The sequence below is a fragment of the Mycobacterium sp. 012931 genome, assembly GCF_000419295.1.
Lineage (GTDB): Bacteria > Actinomycetota > Actinomycetes > Mycobacteriales > Mycobacteriaceae > Mycobacterium > Mycobacterium marinum.
The window spans coordinates 2,747,185-2,762,774 of the sequence record NZ_AOPX01000001.1; the positions used below are offsets into that span (position 1 = coordinate 2,747,185).

Annotated in this window: 14 protein-coding genes, 1 tRNA gene and 1 pseudogene; 6 read left to right on the forward strand and 10 right to left on the reverse strand. The window is 63.1% G+C overall.

Going from position 1 to position 15,590, the window contains the following annotated elements; translation table 11 throughout:
• Positions 1-79 precede the first annotated feature (79 nt).
• Positions 80-631, forward strand: a complete 552-nt coding sequence (locus MMSP_RS12160; RefSeq protein WP_020786835.1) for a VOC family protein — start codon at positions 80-82, stop codon at positions 629-631.
• A gap of 101 nt (positions 632-732) precedes the next feature.
• Here the strand turns inward: MMSP_RS12160 and MMSP_RS12165 are convergent, their stop codons facing one another.
• The 3 genes and pseudogenes from MMSP_RS12165 to MMSP_RS12180 all read right to left on the reverse strand — a co-directional run bounded on the left by MMSP_RS12165 (position 733) and on the right by MMSP_RS12180 (position 2,719).
• Positions 733-1,200, reverse strand: a complete 468-nt coding sequence (locus MMSP_RS12165) for a hypothetical protein (RefSeq protein WP_015356423.1) — start codon at positions 1,198-1,200, stop codon at positions 733-735.
• Positions 1,201-1,540: 340 nt separating this feature from the next.
• Positions 1,541-1,699: pseudogene (locus MMSP_RS25920) on the reverse strand (MMPL family transporter); the annotation flags it as partial.
• A 231-nt stretch (positions 1,700-1,930) separates the two neighbouring features.
• Positions 1,931-2,719 carry a hypothetical protein gene (locus MMSP_RS12180; RefSeq protein ID WP_020786838.1) on the reverse strand — a complete coding sequence of 263 codons (789 nt, stop codon included), beginning with the start codon at positions 2,717-2,719 and terminating at the stop codon, positions 1,931-1,933.
• Between the two features lie 833 nt (positions 2,720-3,552).
• Between MMSP_RS12180 and MMSP_RS12185 the strand changes: the two genes are divergently transcribed.
• Positions 3,553-3,626 (forward strand) — tRNA-Ile (locus MMSP_RS12185).
• Positions 3,627-3,670: 44 nt separating this feature from the next.
• Here the strand turns inward: MMSP_RS12185 and MMSP_RS12190 are convergent.
• The 7 genes from MMSP_RS12190 to MMSP_RS12225 form a co-directional block, all read right to left on the reverse strand.
• Positions 3,671-3,883 (reverse strand): tyrosine-type recombinase/integrase, encoded by a 213-nt coding sequence (locus MMSP_RS12190; RefSeq protein ID WP_012395212.1) that lies wholly within the window; start codon positions 3,881-3,883, stop codon positions 3,671-3,673.
• A 12-nt stretch (positions 3,884-3,895) separates the two neighbouring features.
• Positions 3,896-4,324 carry an integrase gene (locus tag MMSP_RS12195; RefSeq protein ID WP_036426457.1) on the reverse strand — a complete coding sequence of 143 codons (429 nt, stop codon included), beginning with the start codon at positions 4,322-4,324 and terminating at the stop codon, positions 3,896-3,898.
• A 218-nt stretch (positions 4,325-4,542) separates the two neighbouring features.
• The gene (locus tag MMSP_RS28390) at positions 4,543-4,893 is read right to left on the reverse strand and encodes a nuclear transport factor 2 family protein (RefSeq protein WP_020725874.1); all 351 of its coding nucleotides are present in this window, start codon (positions 4,891-4,893) and stop codon (positions 4,543-4,545) included.
• A 1,309-nt stretch (positions 4,894-6,202) separates the two neighbouring features.
• Positions 6,203-7,492 carry a PE family protein gene (locus MMSP_RS29575; protein ID WP_304412613.1) on the reverse strand — a complete coding sequence of 430 codons (1,290 nt, stop codon included), beginning with the start codon at positions 7,490-7,492 and terminating at the stop codon, positions 6,203-6,205.
• A gap of 236 nt (positions 7,493-7,728) precedes the next feature.
• Positions 7,729-8,013 (reverse strand): WXG100 family type VII secretion target, encoded by a 285-nt coding sequence (locus MMSP_RS12215; protein ID WP_015356416.1) that lies wholly within the window; start codon positions 8,011-8,013, stop codon positions 7,729-7,731.
• Between the two features lie 147 nt (positions 8,014-8,160).
• The gene (locus tag MMSP_RS12220; protein WP_015356413.1) at positions 8,161-8,463 is read right to left on the reverse strand and encodes a WXG100 family type VII secretion target; all 303 of its coding nucleotides are present in this window, start codon (positions 8,461-8,463) and stop codon (positions 8,161-8,163) included.
• Between the two features lie 107 nt (positions 8,464-8,570).
• The gene (locus MMSP_RS12225; RefSeq protein ID WP_020786841.1) at positions 8,571-9,629 is read right to left on the reverse strand and encodes a PPE family protein; all 1,059 of its coding nucleotides are present in this window, start codon (positions 9,627-9,629) and stop codon (positions 8,571-8,573) included.
• A gap of 2,171 nt (positions 9,630-11,800) precedes the next feature.
• On the opposite strand from MMSP_RS12225, the gene MMSP_RS12230 reads away from it, so the two are divergent.
• The 4 genes from MMSP_RS12230 (at position 11,801) to MMSP_RS12245 (ending at position 15,539) form a co-directional block, all read left to right on the forward strand.
• On the forward strand, positions 11,801-12,586 hold the full coding sequence (locus tag MMSP_RS12230; RefSeq protein ID WP_036426458.1) for a VOC family protein: 786 nt from the start codon (positions 11,801-11,803) through the stop codon (positions 12,584-12,586).
• Positions 12,587-12,719: 133 nt separating this feature from the next.
• Complete coding sequence (locus MMSP_RS12235) at positions 12,720-13,478, forward strand: glycine betaine ABC transporter substrate-binding protein (protein WP_015356409.1); 759 nt, start codon at positions 12,720-12,722, stop codon at positions 13,476-13,478.
• Between the two features lie 407 nt (positions 13,479-13,885).
• The gene (locus tag MMSP_RS12240) at positions 13,886-14,620 is read left to right on the forward strand and encodes a hypothetical protein (protein WP_020786845.1); all 735 of its coding nucleotides are present in this window, start codon (positions 13,886-13,888) and stop codon (positions 14,618-14,620) included.
• A 310-nt stretch (positions 14,621-14,930) separates the two neighbouring features.
• Positions 14,931-15,539 carry a sensor domain-containing protein gene (locus MMSP_RS12245; RefSeq protein WP_020786846.1) on the forward strand — a complete coding sequence of 203 codons (609 nt, stop codon included), beginning with the start codon at positions 14,931-14,933 and terminating at the stop codon, positions 15,537-15,539.
• Positions 15,540-15,590: the final 51 nt, after the last annotated feature.

The following is a 15,590-nucleotide window of genomic DNA, read 5'->3' on the forward strand; positions in this document are numbered from 1 at the left end:
ACGGTGATAGTTGTCGGGTGCACGGGTCTGGGGCGCGGTGGTGCTCACGCGGTCTGGCCCGGTGAGGTAGGGAGGCGCGATGCGCTGGCGCGGTGTTCACCACGTGGAATTCAATGTTCTGGACTACGACAAGTCGATCGCCTTCTATGACGCGATGTTCGGCTGGCTGGGCTACATGAGCTTCTGGACCCTCGACATCGAATATCGGTCGACGTACTACATGGCTCGGTTCCCGTTGCCGCACAGCTACATTGGCATTCAGCCTGCCGACGGTGGCGGGCAGCTACGGCATCGGGACCAGAAGGTCGGCATCAACCACATCGCGCTGTGGGCCAGAAGCCGGGCGGAAATCGATCGCTTCCATCGAGACTTTCTGCTCCCGCGGGCAATCCCCGTCACCGACCCGCCCAGGGAATATCCCATCTACACACCCGGCTACTACGCGGTGTTCTTCGACGATCCGATCAATGGCATCCACTGGGAGTTGGCGCGGCTGCCGTCGGTTCCGTCCCCGCGTGATTTCTGGAAGTCCTATCGTACCCTGCGCGCTGTTTCGGCGGACCATCCGGAGTGGAAGCGCTCCGTTGCGCGCGAAGCCATGCGCAGCCTGCCGGGGCGAACGTCACGGTGATCTTGCTGCGTTGTCCCGTCGACGGGGCTCATCGGCCGTGGGGCACGGTTTCCCGCGGACCGTTGAGCCGGGGGTTTTGCGTCTGTCGTGGCGAGGTCGCCTCATCCGGAGCGACGATCCTTCCACTCGCAGTCCGGCGAATTCCACGGCACATCGGACAGGTGGGTGGGGCGGTGCCAAGGGGTGCGGTGCGGTGGGGTCGCCGATGACCGGGCGGGAATCCAAATCGGTTCGGTGTCAACGGCAGCCACCGCCAGGGCATTGGCTTTCGCCCGCTGTAGCAGCGTTTGCGCGTCGCTGACGGTGGTGTGCTGGTGGTCGTTGAAATCTTCGATACGGCGACCCCGGAACTGGCCCTGCAGTGCCCGCAGAGTCGCTTCGCTCACGGCATCGCGGACCCGCGGGTTGGGACTGGTGAAGACGATGGCCGCGTGGATGGACAGGCACGGGCGCCCCGCAGTCCAGGTGAAAGGTTGGCCTTTGGCCAGCTCGGGCTGCCTGTTTAGCACCTCGCGAGCCAGCGAGAGTGCGTGCATAACGTCTGCGGCAGTGACGGTGTCGTTGTTCATACGAGTCGCCCCCGGCAGTCGTTATGGAAGTTGTGGATTCGACGAAGCGTTCGAGCGGTTGGCCGGCGTGCCGGGCGAAGTCGACCCCGATGCGACAAACCACTGGCCGACGCGACTGCACCGGCAACAGAGCCTATCGAATCATGCTGTCCACCATCATCTTTCAAATGGCGGTGCGCACTGTCAAGCAGATGGACTGACTTGAGCAGCGCGCCGGCCGCGCCATAGCTTTGGCTGTCTCAGCGGGGCCGTTTGACCTGGGCAAATTCTTCTCCACTGGGGAAATCAGTCTCACCCTGAGGGGAAATGACGGGGTGTGCGGCCTGGCCGACTGGGGTGTTCATGGTTTCAGCGCAAGCCGCTTCCGCGGTGGAGTTTGGGGCCACCAGAACCAGCGACCAAGCAGCGCGGCGATCGCTGGCGTCATGAACGAGCGCACAATCAGGGTGTCGAACAGCAGGCCCAACGCGATGGTGGTGCCGACCTGTCCAACGGTGCGCCCCGGTCGGCGGGCAGCCGCCGATCGCGTGCTGGATGTTGTCCCCGGACCGCAGATTCCCGAGCGCAGTCGGATGCGCTGCGCTGCGTTTGTGATCCGTCATGCTGACTTGGTCGGCCTTGGTGGCCGTCGATGATCTATGCATTCAGCCAAACGAACCCACACGATTCATGCGAGACATCTTGCGTTCGAGGACACCACTTCTTCCTGGTTTACCGATGCGGCGACTATCTATTTGCTGACGTAGTCTTCGGGCAGCCCTTCTGCAAAGAACTCAAAGCTCGCCAGCTGCGTTCTTGCGCGGGGGTTCGCCGGAGTGGTTGCGCACCGGTAGAGGCGCTCGAGGAATCGGCGCGGCTCGACAATCACCGGTACAAGCCGCACATGAGACCGCACCCCGGATTTTCGTAAGCGGACCGCATTGCCGATCGGCCGGACCGTTAGGCATCCAAGGTGCTTTACGAATGTCTCATACGTCGATTGGACGATGCTAAAGAACCAGACCTCGTCGACGTCACGGGCAAGCGCACGGTGGAGCGCGTCCCGAATGATTTCGAGTACCGCACCGGCCGGGCACATCGGTGTTTTTGCAAGGGCGCCGATTTCTCGCAGTATCGATCTCGGATCGCCATCTACTGAGCGCAGGAAATCGAGTCCGTCTGATGATAGGGCGCCGGCCGTCGAGGTGTACGCCGGAAGGGAGGTGAAGTCGTCATCGGGGGCAATATCTCGAATCCGCCATGTCGCGATCGCGTGACCGGTAGGGTCCGAGGACCCGAGTGACTCTTCCTCGATCTGCGAGTCTGTCAGGTAGGCAATGGAATAGGTGACGTGCTGGCCGCGTGCATGATCGAGCTCTGCAGGCAAGGCTCCGTCCACCAGTGCGTCCGCCGTGACAAATTGGGATGCGACGTAGCTCTGTGCATGAATGCGGCGCGCAAGGTGAACAAGGCCGGACTGCTGGGCCTCGGTGAAATGAAGATATTTGAATTCGTCGCGTCGGAGAATTGATCGATCCATGCCGGAGTTCTCCTCAGCTTGGTTTCTGTCTAGTCGTTGAGTTTCGCAAGATTATGCGGTCTTACCGGCGGCGGGTCAAGTGTCAGAAATGGGACTAGTGAGGCGGCCGCGCCGTTCTCCTGGTTAGCGCGTTGATGATCGGTTCTGCTAGTGCTGGCTCATTGTATTGCGCGGTGTTTCATTCGCCTTGTTGGTGAGAAGTGCATTTGTCTCCACGCGGGTATTCGTGCAGGTCGCGGCGTTGGCGTGAGGAGCATTTTCGGGAGAGCGCAGGTGGAGAGTTTCTCAATTTACGAAAGTTCTTGACAGGGGTGTTTTGGTTTCGAATAATATGTGCCACGCGGGTGGATTTGGTGGGCTAGGTGCTTGTTGTTTTGGCTTTCCTGGCTGTTGCGTGTTGCGCCGTCCGTTTGGCTGGGTGCGTCGCGGATGGGCATTTCGATCTATGCCGGGGCACGCCGGTTAGGTGCTAATAGTCCGCATTGCGACAACCCTTTGCTTCACCTTCGCCGGCGATAAGAGCGCGCTGGTCGAGGGAGTCAAGACCTAGCCTGGAGCGCTCCTTCGGCGAAGCGCTGGGGTTGCGGGGGCGGCGCCGCACGGGCCGCGACTGCCCAGGGTGCCGATGGCGACCGGCGTGAGCACTAATGTCAAAATTGTGCAGAGGCTTCTAGGGCGCCCGAGAGTGGTCAAGACGCTTGATCGTCTCAGGCGCTTGCACAGCCACCGCCTGGCTGCACAGCGGGCGTCGTAGGCAAGCGATCGGAAGCGCCGGGGTATCCGGAAGCCGAAACCACGAGATCGGAAATCATGTCCGTAGCTAGATAGCGCCAGGGGCGGTAGCTCAGTTGGTTAGAGCCGCGGACTCATAATCCGTTGGTCGCGGGTTCGAGCCCCGCCCGCCCCACGTCAGAGGTGGTAGTTAGCCCACCTAATTATCTGATCCGACCGTTATTCGTACTTCATGGCGCGGTCCAACAGGGCGGCGACCTCGGTGTGCACGCGCCCGCGAGACGTGTATCGATCCTGCGTCATCGACACTTTGGAGTGTCCGAGGTGGTCGGCGCCTACGCGAGCGGATAGGCCTTCCTCGTCGATCAACGTCGTGACAGTCTTGCGGAACGAGTGGGTGGTAACGCCGGGCACGCCGAGTTGGTCGCGCACTTTCCGCCACTGCTACCCATGCATTGGCGAAATGACCGCAGTCGTTCCATCGACAGCAGGCACCCTTCGCGACCCCAACAACCCAGGCAATACGCGCACCACATTTCCGGTGGCCGCGATCGTCTGTTTCGACTCGTCGAAGTCGGTCCACCGCAACGCCAGCAGCTCGGATCGGCGAAGCCCGGTGGCGATTAGCACGGTGATCGGGTCAACAAGATCGTTTCGTTGGCAGTAGTCGTCGGCCCGCAGCCGCACCAGCAGGTCGTGCAGATCGTCGGCGCTGAGCGCCGTCGCGCCAGTTGGTCGTCGCTTGAGCCTGATCGGCTGAACATCGCGGACCGGGTTGGCGCCCAACGTGTTGGCCATTACCGTCAGCTGCAATCCGCCACGCAGAATTGTCTTCGCCTGGCGGGCCATCGTTGCGCCGTGGGCCGCGCGCATCGAACGGATTGCAGCGTCGATCCGAGCCGGTGTCGGCGTTCAGCTCCTCTACTTGCCGTTCGTGTCGGCCGAACACCAAAGACACCTCCCAACTGGAACGCGCTATGCGGGCGGGCTCAGCTATAGTCCATTTCCACCGCCCGGCACGACCAAATACGCCGGAATCGAATATGTGGCTTTACCGGCAGTCTCCGGGGACGGCTACGTCCCCGGCGTAGTCAGGCTGAGCACTTGTCCTCGAACAGCAGCATCATCCAACGCCCGTCCTCCTTCACGAAGTCCACTGTCTGGGTATCTGGCTCGTCCTCGTTCTCCACCGTCGCTGTCGCCGTGACCTTCGCGGTGTCGCCGGTGACGTCGATGGAGATGTCGTCGAAACTGAGGCGACCGGTATCGGAGCGATTTTGCCGGAGTTGCGACGCGTCGCCGAGACCCGACCGTTCCGACGGGCAGAAATAGCTCACATACTTGTTGAAGTCGGCATTGTTGTACGCCTCGACGACTCCGCTTAGGACCTCGCGAATCTGGTCTTCGTCGGACTTCGGCGGATCGGCGGCCGTTTGCGGCACAAGGATCAGTGCCGCTACGCCGACTGCGACAATGACAGCCGCGACCGCCGCGAGGCCGACGACAAACTTACGCCGACCCGGAGGACCTAGACGGCCCGGAGGCGGTGCAGCTACACCCCCTGTGGGGCCTGCCGGGAGTGTTTCGTCGTCGATCCACAGCTGCCACCCCGACGGGGGCGGAGGCCAGGAGGGATCGGGGGTCCAACCGGGGCTAGGAACCCAGCCGTCCTGTGGCGGCGGCCAGTTGGGTGGTGGATTGAAACGCATCGCGAGGTCCTCTCGGTCAGCCAGTTGCCGGTTAGCGTAGTTGAGGGGCTGCTGCGGTCGTACGCGTTCGGTGTCAACAGTCCATTGTCGGCGTCGCCTTCCATGCGCCGATCGGCCATCGCCTGCCACTTCCAGACTGCTCAAAATCGCGGCCCGAGCCGGCGAAGAGATCCCACCTCGCGTCGAATGCGACGGAAACGAATATGGGGCTTTGCCGGTAAATTGCTGCGCACACTGGCTCTTCGAGCAGTCGTTCTAGCGGGAGAGCCAGATACTCTGTTGGGCAAGCACGTACGGGTCTTTGGACAGGTCGAACATTTTCGCTGAGTAAAAGCGTTCAACGGCTTTTATGCGCTGATCTCGGACGCGGAATGCTTTGGGGCTCTTGGAGTGCGGTGTCGGTGATGGCGACCGCGACCCGAGGATCGAGGGCTGCTCCTTCTGTGCGCGCACTTCTTTGAGCTTCGGCGAACACGTGGTTTCGTTCCCAGGCCGAGCGTGACTTGGAGATAGTTTCGATTACAGCGGCGGCTTGTGACTGGATCCAATCCGGTGTGATCTCCACCCCGGGCCGTTCGCGTGCTGTGAGTGTGTCTGCCAGCATTGCGTCCAGCTTGGCTTGTCCGCCGAGGTATGTGGTGGCGTGATTGCGCCAGTGGGCGCGTTGTTGGCCTGGCGAGCTTGGTTCTGGTCTAGCTTCGCGGGTGTCGAAAGCCGCACGCTGCTAAAGGGAAAATTGTTCGGATGTTGTTGGTTCATGATCATGTGCGAGTTGAAAGTAGGCGACGAGTTCTTCGTATCGAGGTTTGATTGCGTTGCGGCGTGAAGATGGCAGTTTGCACAGATCGGCTGGGATGCCGACGATTCCGCGAACTGGGCGGTTGCGGCAGCCGATGGTGCCGGCTTCGCCGGCACCACTATCACCGCCAGATCCGACATTCACATAACCTCCGGTGCCGCCGTCCCCGTCGATACCGCTACGAAACCGCCGTCTTCACCGGCACCGCCAGCACCGGCAAATGCCCAGCCGTCTGGGCCGTCGTCACCACCGGTAGAGCCGCCCGAACCGCCGGTGTCTCCGGCACCGCCAGCACCGATGGTCGCGAAGCCGCCCGAACCACCGTTGCCGCCGTCGAAGCTTTCGGTGCCATCGGCACCGTCGGAAGTCGGAACCAGTGACCAACCCACCGGTACCGCCGTGGCCGCCAGAACCATTGAAGTCGCCGTTGCCGGCGGTGCCGAACCAGCCGCCGTTGCCGCCGTTGCCGCCGTCGCCGCCGTTGTCGCCGCGGGCGATGCCGGTGGTTCCGCCGTCGCCGCCGTTGCCACCGTTGCCGCCGCTACCGAACCAGCCGCTGGTGCCGCCGTCGCCGCCGTTGCCGAACCAGCCGCTGGTGCCGCCGTCGCCGCCGGTGCCGCCGTGTCCGAACAGTCCTCGGGCGTTGCCGCCGTTGCCGCCGTGTCCGAAGAGGCCGGTGTCGCCGGCGCCGCCGTCGCCGCCGTTGCCGTAGAGCCGGCCACCGTGGCCGCCATTGCCACCTATGTCGAATAGGCGATAGTCGTTGGCGCTGCCGGCGCTGCCGCCGTGTCCGAACAGTCCTCGCGCGTCTCCGCCGTTGCCGCCGAGTACACCGGTACCGCCGTTGCCACCATTACCGGCTAGCCATCCGCCGGTACCGCCGGCGGCCCCGTTGCCGGATAGTCCGCCGTTGCCGCCGGCGCCTCCGTTGCCGATGAGCCATCCACCACGGCCGCCGGCACCACCGTGTCCGGACCAGCCGCCGTTGCCGCCGTTGCCGCCGTTGCCGAATAGTCCGGCGGCGCCGCCGGCGCCCCCGACGGCGCCGGCGCCGTGTTGTTCGATTGCTCCGGCGGCGCCGTTGCCGCCGTTGCCGATTAGCCAGCCGCCGGCTTGGCCGGCGGTTCCGGCTTCGGTGGCGTCTGCGCCGTTGCCGATCATCATCCGACCGAACAGTAATTCCGAGGGCGCGTTGACCAGGTTGAGGATGAATTGTACTAGTTTGGAGAACTCTCCCGAGATCCATTGCGAGACATTGGTGTATTCCGCGTCTTCGTAGGTGTAGCCGGCTGCGCGTAGGGTATGCACGAATTGGTCGTGGAACTGTTCTGCTCGAGCGCTGAGGGCTTGGAATTGCCGGGCGTAGTCACCGAATACCGCTGCGAGTTGGGCTGATACCTCATCAGCGGCGGCGGGTGCGAGCACGGTGGTGGGTGGGGCGGCTGCGTTGTTGGCTGCACTGATGGTGGAGCCGATACCGGCTAGATCGCCAGCAGCGAGGATTACCTCTTGTGGGACAACGTCTACGGGCACAACAACACTCCCCAAACTATGAACTCGGTATTTGATGGGTTACTCGTCGAAGGTGGGCTCGCGGCGTTGTGGGTTCGCGTCTGAGCCGGGTACTGCCTTGGGTTTCTTGGGTTTTGACTACTAGTTACTGCATCTGTGACTGGGCCGGGTGGCGGGTGGGGGCACGCACCGACGGGTGTGGTGTGGGCGCCGGGTGGGTGGCGGTTCACACCCTGCGGTGGTGCGGTTCCGGGGGGTTAGGCCCAGCTGGATCCGATTGATGTGTCGGTGGTGGCCATGTTGTTTCCCGCGGCTTGGACTTTGGCGCCGTGGGTGTTGGCTTGTTCGTAGATCATTTGGAAGTTGCGGCCGAGTTGGGTGATGAATTCTTGGCAGGCTGTTGATCCGGCGCCGCCCCAGAAGTCGCCGGCGCGTAGGACATCGCTGACGATCACTTGGTGGCGGGCTTCAAGTGCTGCGGCTTGGGCTCGGATGACTGCGCCGTGAGCGTCGACTTGGCCGAACTGGTAACTAATTGTCATGGAAACCCTTTTCCCTAATTACTGAACACAATCGTGGTGGGTGTATGAAGCCCTGCGGGGAAACAGTGATGAATAAACCCCGGGTTCACCCCCCGGGCAGGGAACGCCGGAGCCCTGACCCCCCGGGGCCCGGCGGTTGCGCGGTATTTATGTGTCGCTGCCCAGGATCTTCTGCGAGGTTTGTTCTTGTTGTTCGTAGTGGTTCGCGTCACGGACCAGGCCGTCACGGACTCCGTGGAGCATGTTCACGATGTTGCGGAACCCGGTATTCATCTGCGCCATGCTGTCCATCGAGGTCGTCGATGCCAGACCACTCCACCCGGCACCGGCAATGTTTTGGGTGGATGCCCACATCTTGCGGGCTTCGTCTTCGACTACTTGTGCGTGGTTTGCGAACCGGCCTGCCATGTCCCGCATTGCGTGCGGGTCAGTCATAAAACGCTCAACCATTACCTAACTCCATTAATAATAGACACCATAATTTCCCGGATCTATCCGATTCTTTGATTGTCTAATTCGGCGATCACCTACCCACACACAACAAACCCAGCTTTTCTCTAGACGATGCGGGGGATGATGCTGGGTCGTGATGAGGTCACCGCAACCCCGCCACCACTACCGCCGCTGCTGCTGCCAGCGGCTGCGGCACCGGCAGCGCCCATCGGCATGCCCATCGGCATCGGTGCCCCCAGGCGACCGGCTGGCGCACCAACAGCACTAACACCGCTCGACGTTGATGGCGTCGCAGCCATGACTGCGTTACTGGCCCCGCTGGTGGTCGGTGATACCCCCCAAGTTGGTGGCACCGACAACGCCCGCACGGAATGAGCTTGGCCCATGGCTGCAGATACCGCCCCCGCCTGGCTACCGGCAACACCGGCACCGGCAGTGGCCAGTGGGCCGGCGCCATCAGCAGCTGCTGACATGGCTGGCCCGAGCGCTGACATGCCCGCTGACAGTGCTACAGGGGCTAAACCCATGGCTAGTGGCATGGCGGACTTGGCCAGTTGTGATACCAGGCCTGACATCAGCCCACCACCAGCGGGTTGTTTGGGTGTGGCTGTTGGGATTGGTTCGGGCAGTGTGACATCGCCGGGTGGGGGTGTTTTCTCTTCCGATTTCAACGCGGTGATCAGCGATCGGGCTCCGCTGTCGTAGGCGGTCATTGCTGCGACGTCTTGAGCCCACATCTGTTCATAGGCGGCTTCGGTGGCTGCGATCGTGGGGCTGTTTTGTCCTAGCAGGTTGGTGGCGACCAGGGTGGCGAGCAGGCTCCGGTTGGCGGTGACTACTGCGGGGTGCACCGTGGTCGCCAGTGCGGTTTCGAAAACGTTGGCTGCGCTGATGGCGTGTGTTGCTGCGGTGTGGGCGTGCCCGGCGGCGTCGGTCAACCACGCAATATAGGGAGCTGCGGCTGTGGTCATGGCTACCGACGCGGGTCCTTGCCATGGGCCGCCGGCTAAATCTGTCGTTACTGACCCGAATGAGGTCGCTGCGGTGCTCAGTTCTGCAGCTAGCCCTTCCCAGGCTGCACCAGCGGCCAGCATCGGGGCCACTCCCGCGCCGGTATGCATCCGCGTCGAGTTCACCTCCGGCGGCAACAACCCATACAACACTCAACGCCTCCTAGAAACCTGAGAAACACTGACAGACAAACGATCTTCGGCGTATTCGCAGCCAACACGCTGGTTTTTCGACCGCGGCGACCGACCTGGAGGGAAGCTACCGATCCGGTATCGGCCTGTCAATCGTGATTCGGTGAAAACCCTCGGCGCTCATAGCTGATTCATGCCTACCCGCCCGCAGCCCCTGCACCACAAGTAATCCCAATCACACACCAACCCACCTGGGAACACACACCCACGACTAGCCGCCGCCAACGCAACCTGTGACCGCGCGGCGACGACGGCCGGCAGCGAATTCAAGCACCAGGCCCGGGGTATTGCGCTGTGTGGGTGTGGCGGTCGCAGACCGCGTTACCACGCCCTAGGCTCGTGGCATGTCGGCTACCGAAAAATGCTGTTGAACAGTGGATTCGCGTGAAGTGTGGCTGGTCGACATCACTACCGACCTAGACGTACCCGTCACGCTTGCGTACGCCACCGCGCCGGGCGGGCGGCTCGCGGCGCGGTTCCGGGGCTTCGCTGTCTCGGCATCACAGCGTTTATCGCGCGCTAACCGAACTGGCCGAAGCCGAGTTGACGCACGCTGACGACGCAGATCGTCTGCGCGCTATCGAGTTGCTCGTCGACTATCCGAGCCTGCAGGCGTGCGCAGCGTTCGAATTAACAACTCCGACAGTATCTTCGGGCGGTACCCCCATATGTCGGTACCAGCGCCCCGTCATCGCCATCTGAGCACCTAAGCCAGCTGGCGGCCAAACTCGCCCAACATCGCTATAGCGCCTACCTCAACGAGGTTCACACGTCGAGCGACGGCGTAGCCTCCGTGCACACTCACGTGCCAGGCCTGGAGCATTTCTACATGATCACCGACGGGGGCTCGGCCGTCGTACCGGGCCGCTGTGGCGTCAGGGCTTCGAATCAGCAGCCCCAACCCTAACGTTGGTGTCGTACAATATCGGTGTCAGCACTGCTCACCGTTCGGGCTTTGGTGTGTATAGGCCAGCGAAGCCGGCTCCTCGGCAGGTGCGGCCGCTGGAAGCCGTGCATCTAGTCCGGCTCGACGGCCAGCGACGTCTGGCTCGGACTTCGTCGCGGCCCCAATATTTCGGCTTCTCAACATTGGCGAACAGCGCATACCGGTGCTTGATCTCAGTGCGGACCTTGCGGAGCGCATCATCGAGGAGAGATGCAAGAGCCTCGAAGAGGGTGTCCCGTACCGCTTCGGTTTCGAGGATCGGATGTATGGCCGCCTTCTTGGTTACCTCGCCAACGCCAGAGTGCCGGGTCGCCGACCATAGACTGCAACACCCTTATTGCAGAGCGAAGGTAGTCCACGAGCTCTCCGTACGTCTGAGGATTTCCACGCCGCTCGACGATCACACTGCCCTGCAGTTCTCCCGACACGGTGACACAGTCTCCGCGCACGTCGATGGCGGCAACTCCTGCCTGCGCAGCGCGCTTGCGGACCGCGCACCTGCCAGCTCTGCTCTTGCAACTACGTGTTGGGCGAATTCGCGCCGCCCCCGTTGCGCATGCGCTGTGCCAATGGTGTAACCCGAAGTGGCACAGGGGCCGCCGATCTGGGAACCGCGTTTGTCGGATGTCAAGGTTCGGGCCTGCTGAGGCCACAATCGCTTTGGCCGCCTCCACCTGATGGAAAGCGGTTCGGTTCATCTCCTTGTATTCGGCGGTGGACAGCGATTGGTGGGTCTAGGCCGCCTTGTTCTTCAAGTCGGGCAGGTAACTCAGGTGTCTTGCGGATCCCTTGTCCGCCGTTTCCAGCAAGTGACCGCTCGCGCGGTGGTGAGGCGGTGAGCGGCTCGGCCGTCATCGGCTGTTGTGTCGGCGTCGATGACTTGCGTCGCGTCGCGAGCTTCGACGAGCCCGGGACAGATGTGCGCTCACCGCGTCACACGGGAATAACCACCACCGGCTCAGGACAACCTCATATGGCTGCCGTCGCCACATAGCGGATCGGCATCTGTCCGGATGAGGGTGCGGCGCGCGACACGCTCGATCGGCTTGTTCCGGCGCGGACACCAGAAGGTTGGATCAGCGGCGGCATCGCTCTCGTCGAACGCGTACGAGCGGCGCAAGTCTGTCGTTGACGTCTGCAGCTAGACGGGCCCGCAGGTGGCCGGTGCTTCGATAGGCTGCCCCTCATGGGAGCGCGGACCGGGTACGCGGACGGGACGTTCAGCTGGGTCGACCTTGCCACGACCGAGCCGGAGGCGGCCACAATGTTCTATGGCCAGCTCTTTGGCTGGACGCCGGAGGAGCGGCGCACGGCAGACGGGCGCGCGTACACGGTGTTGTGCCGAGACCGCCAGGAGGTCGCCGGGCTCTATGCCCTGCCTGTGGCCGACCCCGCCGGTGATCAGACGCGCTGGAACTCGCACATCTCGGTCGCCGACGTCGACGCAGCGGCCGCCCGCGCCCGTGCATTGGGAGGTGTCATCCTCGCCGGGCCACTGGATCTCGGAGACCGAGGAAAGATGGTGGTCGTGCGCGATCCGCACGGGTCCGTCATCCACCTCTGTCAGCCCGGTCGATCCTTCGGCGCGACTTGCGTGAACGAGCCTGGATGCCTGACCTGGAATGAGCTGGCCACCCCGGATGTCGATGCCGCGATCGCCTTTTACTCGCAGCTATTCGGTTGGCGCATCGATTTTCTCGACGGCATGCCCGTGCCCTACTGGGTGATTCGTGTGGCAGGGCGCGACAACGGCGGGATGCGCGCTCTGACAGCGGCGGACGCCGGTGTGCCGTCGCGTTGGCTGCCCTACTTCGTGGTGACCGACATCGCGGAGACTGGCGCTGCCGCGGTCGCCGCCGGCGGCGCGGTTCTCGCGGAGCCGACCGAACAGCCGAAGGGCGTCTTCAGCTTGCTGCAAGACCCGCAGGGGGCGAGCTTCCTGGTCTTCGAAAGCGACAAGCTTGACCCGTAAAGCGTGGAGCCGGATGTGATCCCGGCCAAGAATTTGGTGTTCGGCTCCGGTCCCGAGTGTCCAACCGAACCGCTTTGTCTGCCGCTGCTGCGCGCGCGATACGGGCTGACCTTCAAGGAATTTCGCGTCACCGATGCGGGCGGGGCCGCGCACCGTCGACGCGCTCGAAGCCGGAGAGATTCAGGTCGGCGTGCTCTTCACCACCGATCCACGTCTGCTGGCCGGCGACTTCGTTCTGCTCGAGGATGACCGCCATGCCCAGCCAGCCGAGAGTGTCACGCCGATCCTGCGCGACGAGTTGCGGGCGGCGCACGGCGAGCACCTCGCCGCAAGCATCGACGCCCTGAGCGCGGAACTCACAACCGAGCGCCTCGCCGAGCTCAATCGCCGCGTCCTTCTCGGGGCTTCTGCCGCGGCGGTGGCGGCGGAATTCCTCACCAAGCGGCGTCACGGCCTGACTCCGCGCACACCGCGCAGAAACCAACCGGCCATTGTCGTCGGCTCGGCCAACTTCGCCGAGAGCGTCACCGTGGCCGAGCTTTACGCCCATGCGCTGGCGGGCGCCGGCTTCCTGGTCGAGCGGCACCTCGGGATCGGCAACCGCGACACGTACTTTCCGCTGCTTCGCGACGGCACGGTCGGCCTGGTCCCCGAGTACGTGGGCAGCCTCCTCGCGTACCTGGACGGTAGCCGGGGCTCGATCTCGGATCCGCCCCAAGCCCATGCCGTGCTCGCCCAGGCGCTACAGGGAACGGGGCTGGTCGCTCTGCAGCCGGCGCCGGCCCAGAACAAGAACGGCATCGTCGTGACCGCCGCGACCGCGGCGCACTACGGCCTGACGAAGATCAGTGATCTCGGTCGGGCGATCGGCGAACCGGACGGGAACGGCTGACCGTCTCGGCTGCCGCCGGTTCGCAGCTGACGGATTGCGCCGCACTGCAGCCAGTCTCGACTGGCGTGGGAGGTCCCCGATCGTCGGTCCCACTGATTCACCGGGGACACGCGATCAGCACTGGACAACTTGGCTGATCGACCCGAACGGGTTCAGGGACCCAATTTCGCATTCTCGTCCGGTAAGAAGTCAAGGTGGAGTCCTGGTCTATGAGGTGCCGATCAAGAAAGGCCCATTGCACGTCGGGCTTTCCCGGTGCACCCAGTTACACCGACACTGGCGAGAGCCTGACGACCACAACCTGAAGAGACACGCCTACGACATTCTGCGAGAGGGATCGGATCACTCTCGAATTTCTTGAAACGAAGCACGTGCGATCTTGTACCGGGCGCTTTACGGTAGATGACGTGGTTGCCGTGGGTGGTTTGGAGGTTGTCGATGATCTCGGCCCGGCGCGGTGGTTGACCGAAAGCGTGCGCAGCTTTGCTGAGAACGTCGGGTCGGTAGTCCCGGACACCTTCGCCGCCTACGCTCGGGTGTTCCACCCCGCCGACAACCACGGTGACGCCGTGAGCTGGGCTCAGATCGCCCGAGCTAACCGAAAAATCGTCCATCCGCAGATGCAGTTCACCCGATTGATCGGCTACCGGTCTCGATATGCCTCGGGGTACTCCGATAGCCAACCCGGTCTCTTCGACGAAGCACCAGCGGTAGGAGCGCTGACTCCCGGCACCGCCGCCTCGCTCACCCGCGTTCTGTCGCACCACACCACCAGCGCTGACCACTGCTGGTTTGCGGTGTGGGCCGGCCGCGGCGAACTCCACCAGGCCTTTCATGACAGACCGACCTTCGCGCTTCCCAACCGCGACTACCATCTTGCTCACGGCCCCCTCGCCGCACTCACCCAGTCTTTGAGCACCGACAGCGGCTACTCGTGGCACCTCTCCGCCAACCTGTGCTGGCCAGGTGACCACACCTGGTGCCTAGCCACCGAAATCGACTTTGACAGCACCTACCTCGGCGCTTCGCAAGCCTGCATTGAAGATCTGGTGGCGGACTCGGAACTGGAAGCCATGCGGCTCGATGTCACCGCGGGCGTCACCGCCGACAGCGACACCCTCAACGAGGCACCGCCGGAGTAGCTACCAGAAGCCGCGACCCTTCTATGGGGCGCTGCCAAGTGTGCAACCGGTGAGACGGTGGCTGCCGATGCCGCCAATCCGGGGCTATCGTCGTTCTGCGCGCCAGCGGAACTGCCCGCATGTTGTGCCATGCGACCCCATGGACTCGCCAGCGTTCCGGCGCGCGAGCCGCCAGTCGCTTCGGGCTGTGAAGATCAGTTTGACCTGGGATAGGAGCTCTGCGATCTTCAATCCGATGAATTCGCAATTCCTTTGGCGACGGCGATCTGCGGGTGGGTGCCTGTCCGCGATTCGTTCGGTGGTGTCTGCGGTGGGCAACTCGGCGGTCATCGGCTGTTGTGTCGCCGCGATGTCCGCATGTGTCAACACAAGTGCCGAAGCCGCGCCGGGCGTGACTACCGACTCCTTGATCGTCGGCATCGATGACGTGCGCCGTATCGCTAGCTTCGATGGCCTCACGTCAGAGCAGGGATCAGACGTGCGCTCACCGCGCCACACAGACTCGGACGCTCCGGGGCCATGCCGGGCGGTCTTCGACCAGAACGTTGCGTTCGGCAGCGGCTGGGCACAGTTTCGGTCGGTGACATACAACGGAACAATCAACACCGGGCCGGGGCAACCTCATATGGCTGCCGTTGTCACACAGGGGATCGGCATCTATCCGGATGATGGTGCGGCGCGCGACGCGTTCGATCGACTTGTTCCGGCGCTGACAGCATGTTCCGATATGCAGGCTAAACACTACGATTTCACAATCGCTCAGCCGAATCCCTCGACCGTGGCCCTCAAGTCGGATCTATGGAATGTGATGTATCGCCTGCAATCTTCGGTACTGATTGATGTGGCGGTGTTGGGTCTTCCGCAGTCTGAGCAGACAGCGAATGCTGTAGTTGATGCGATCACCGATCGCATGAAGTAGTTGCTCAGGCCCGTTCTGGGCGGCAGCTCGCCAGCGGCGACAGCGAGCAAT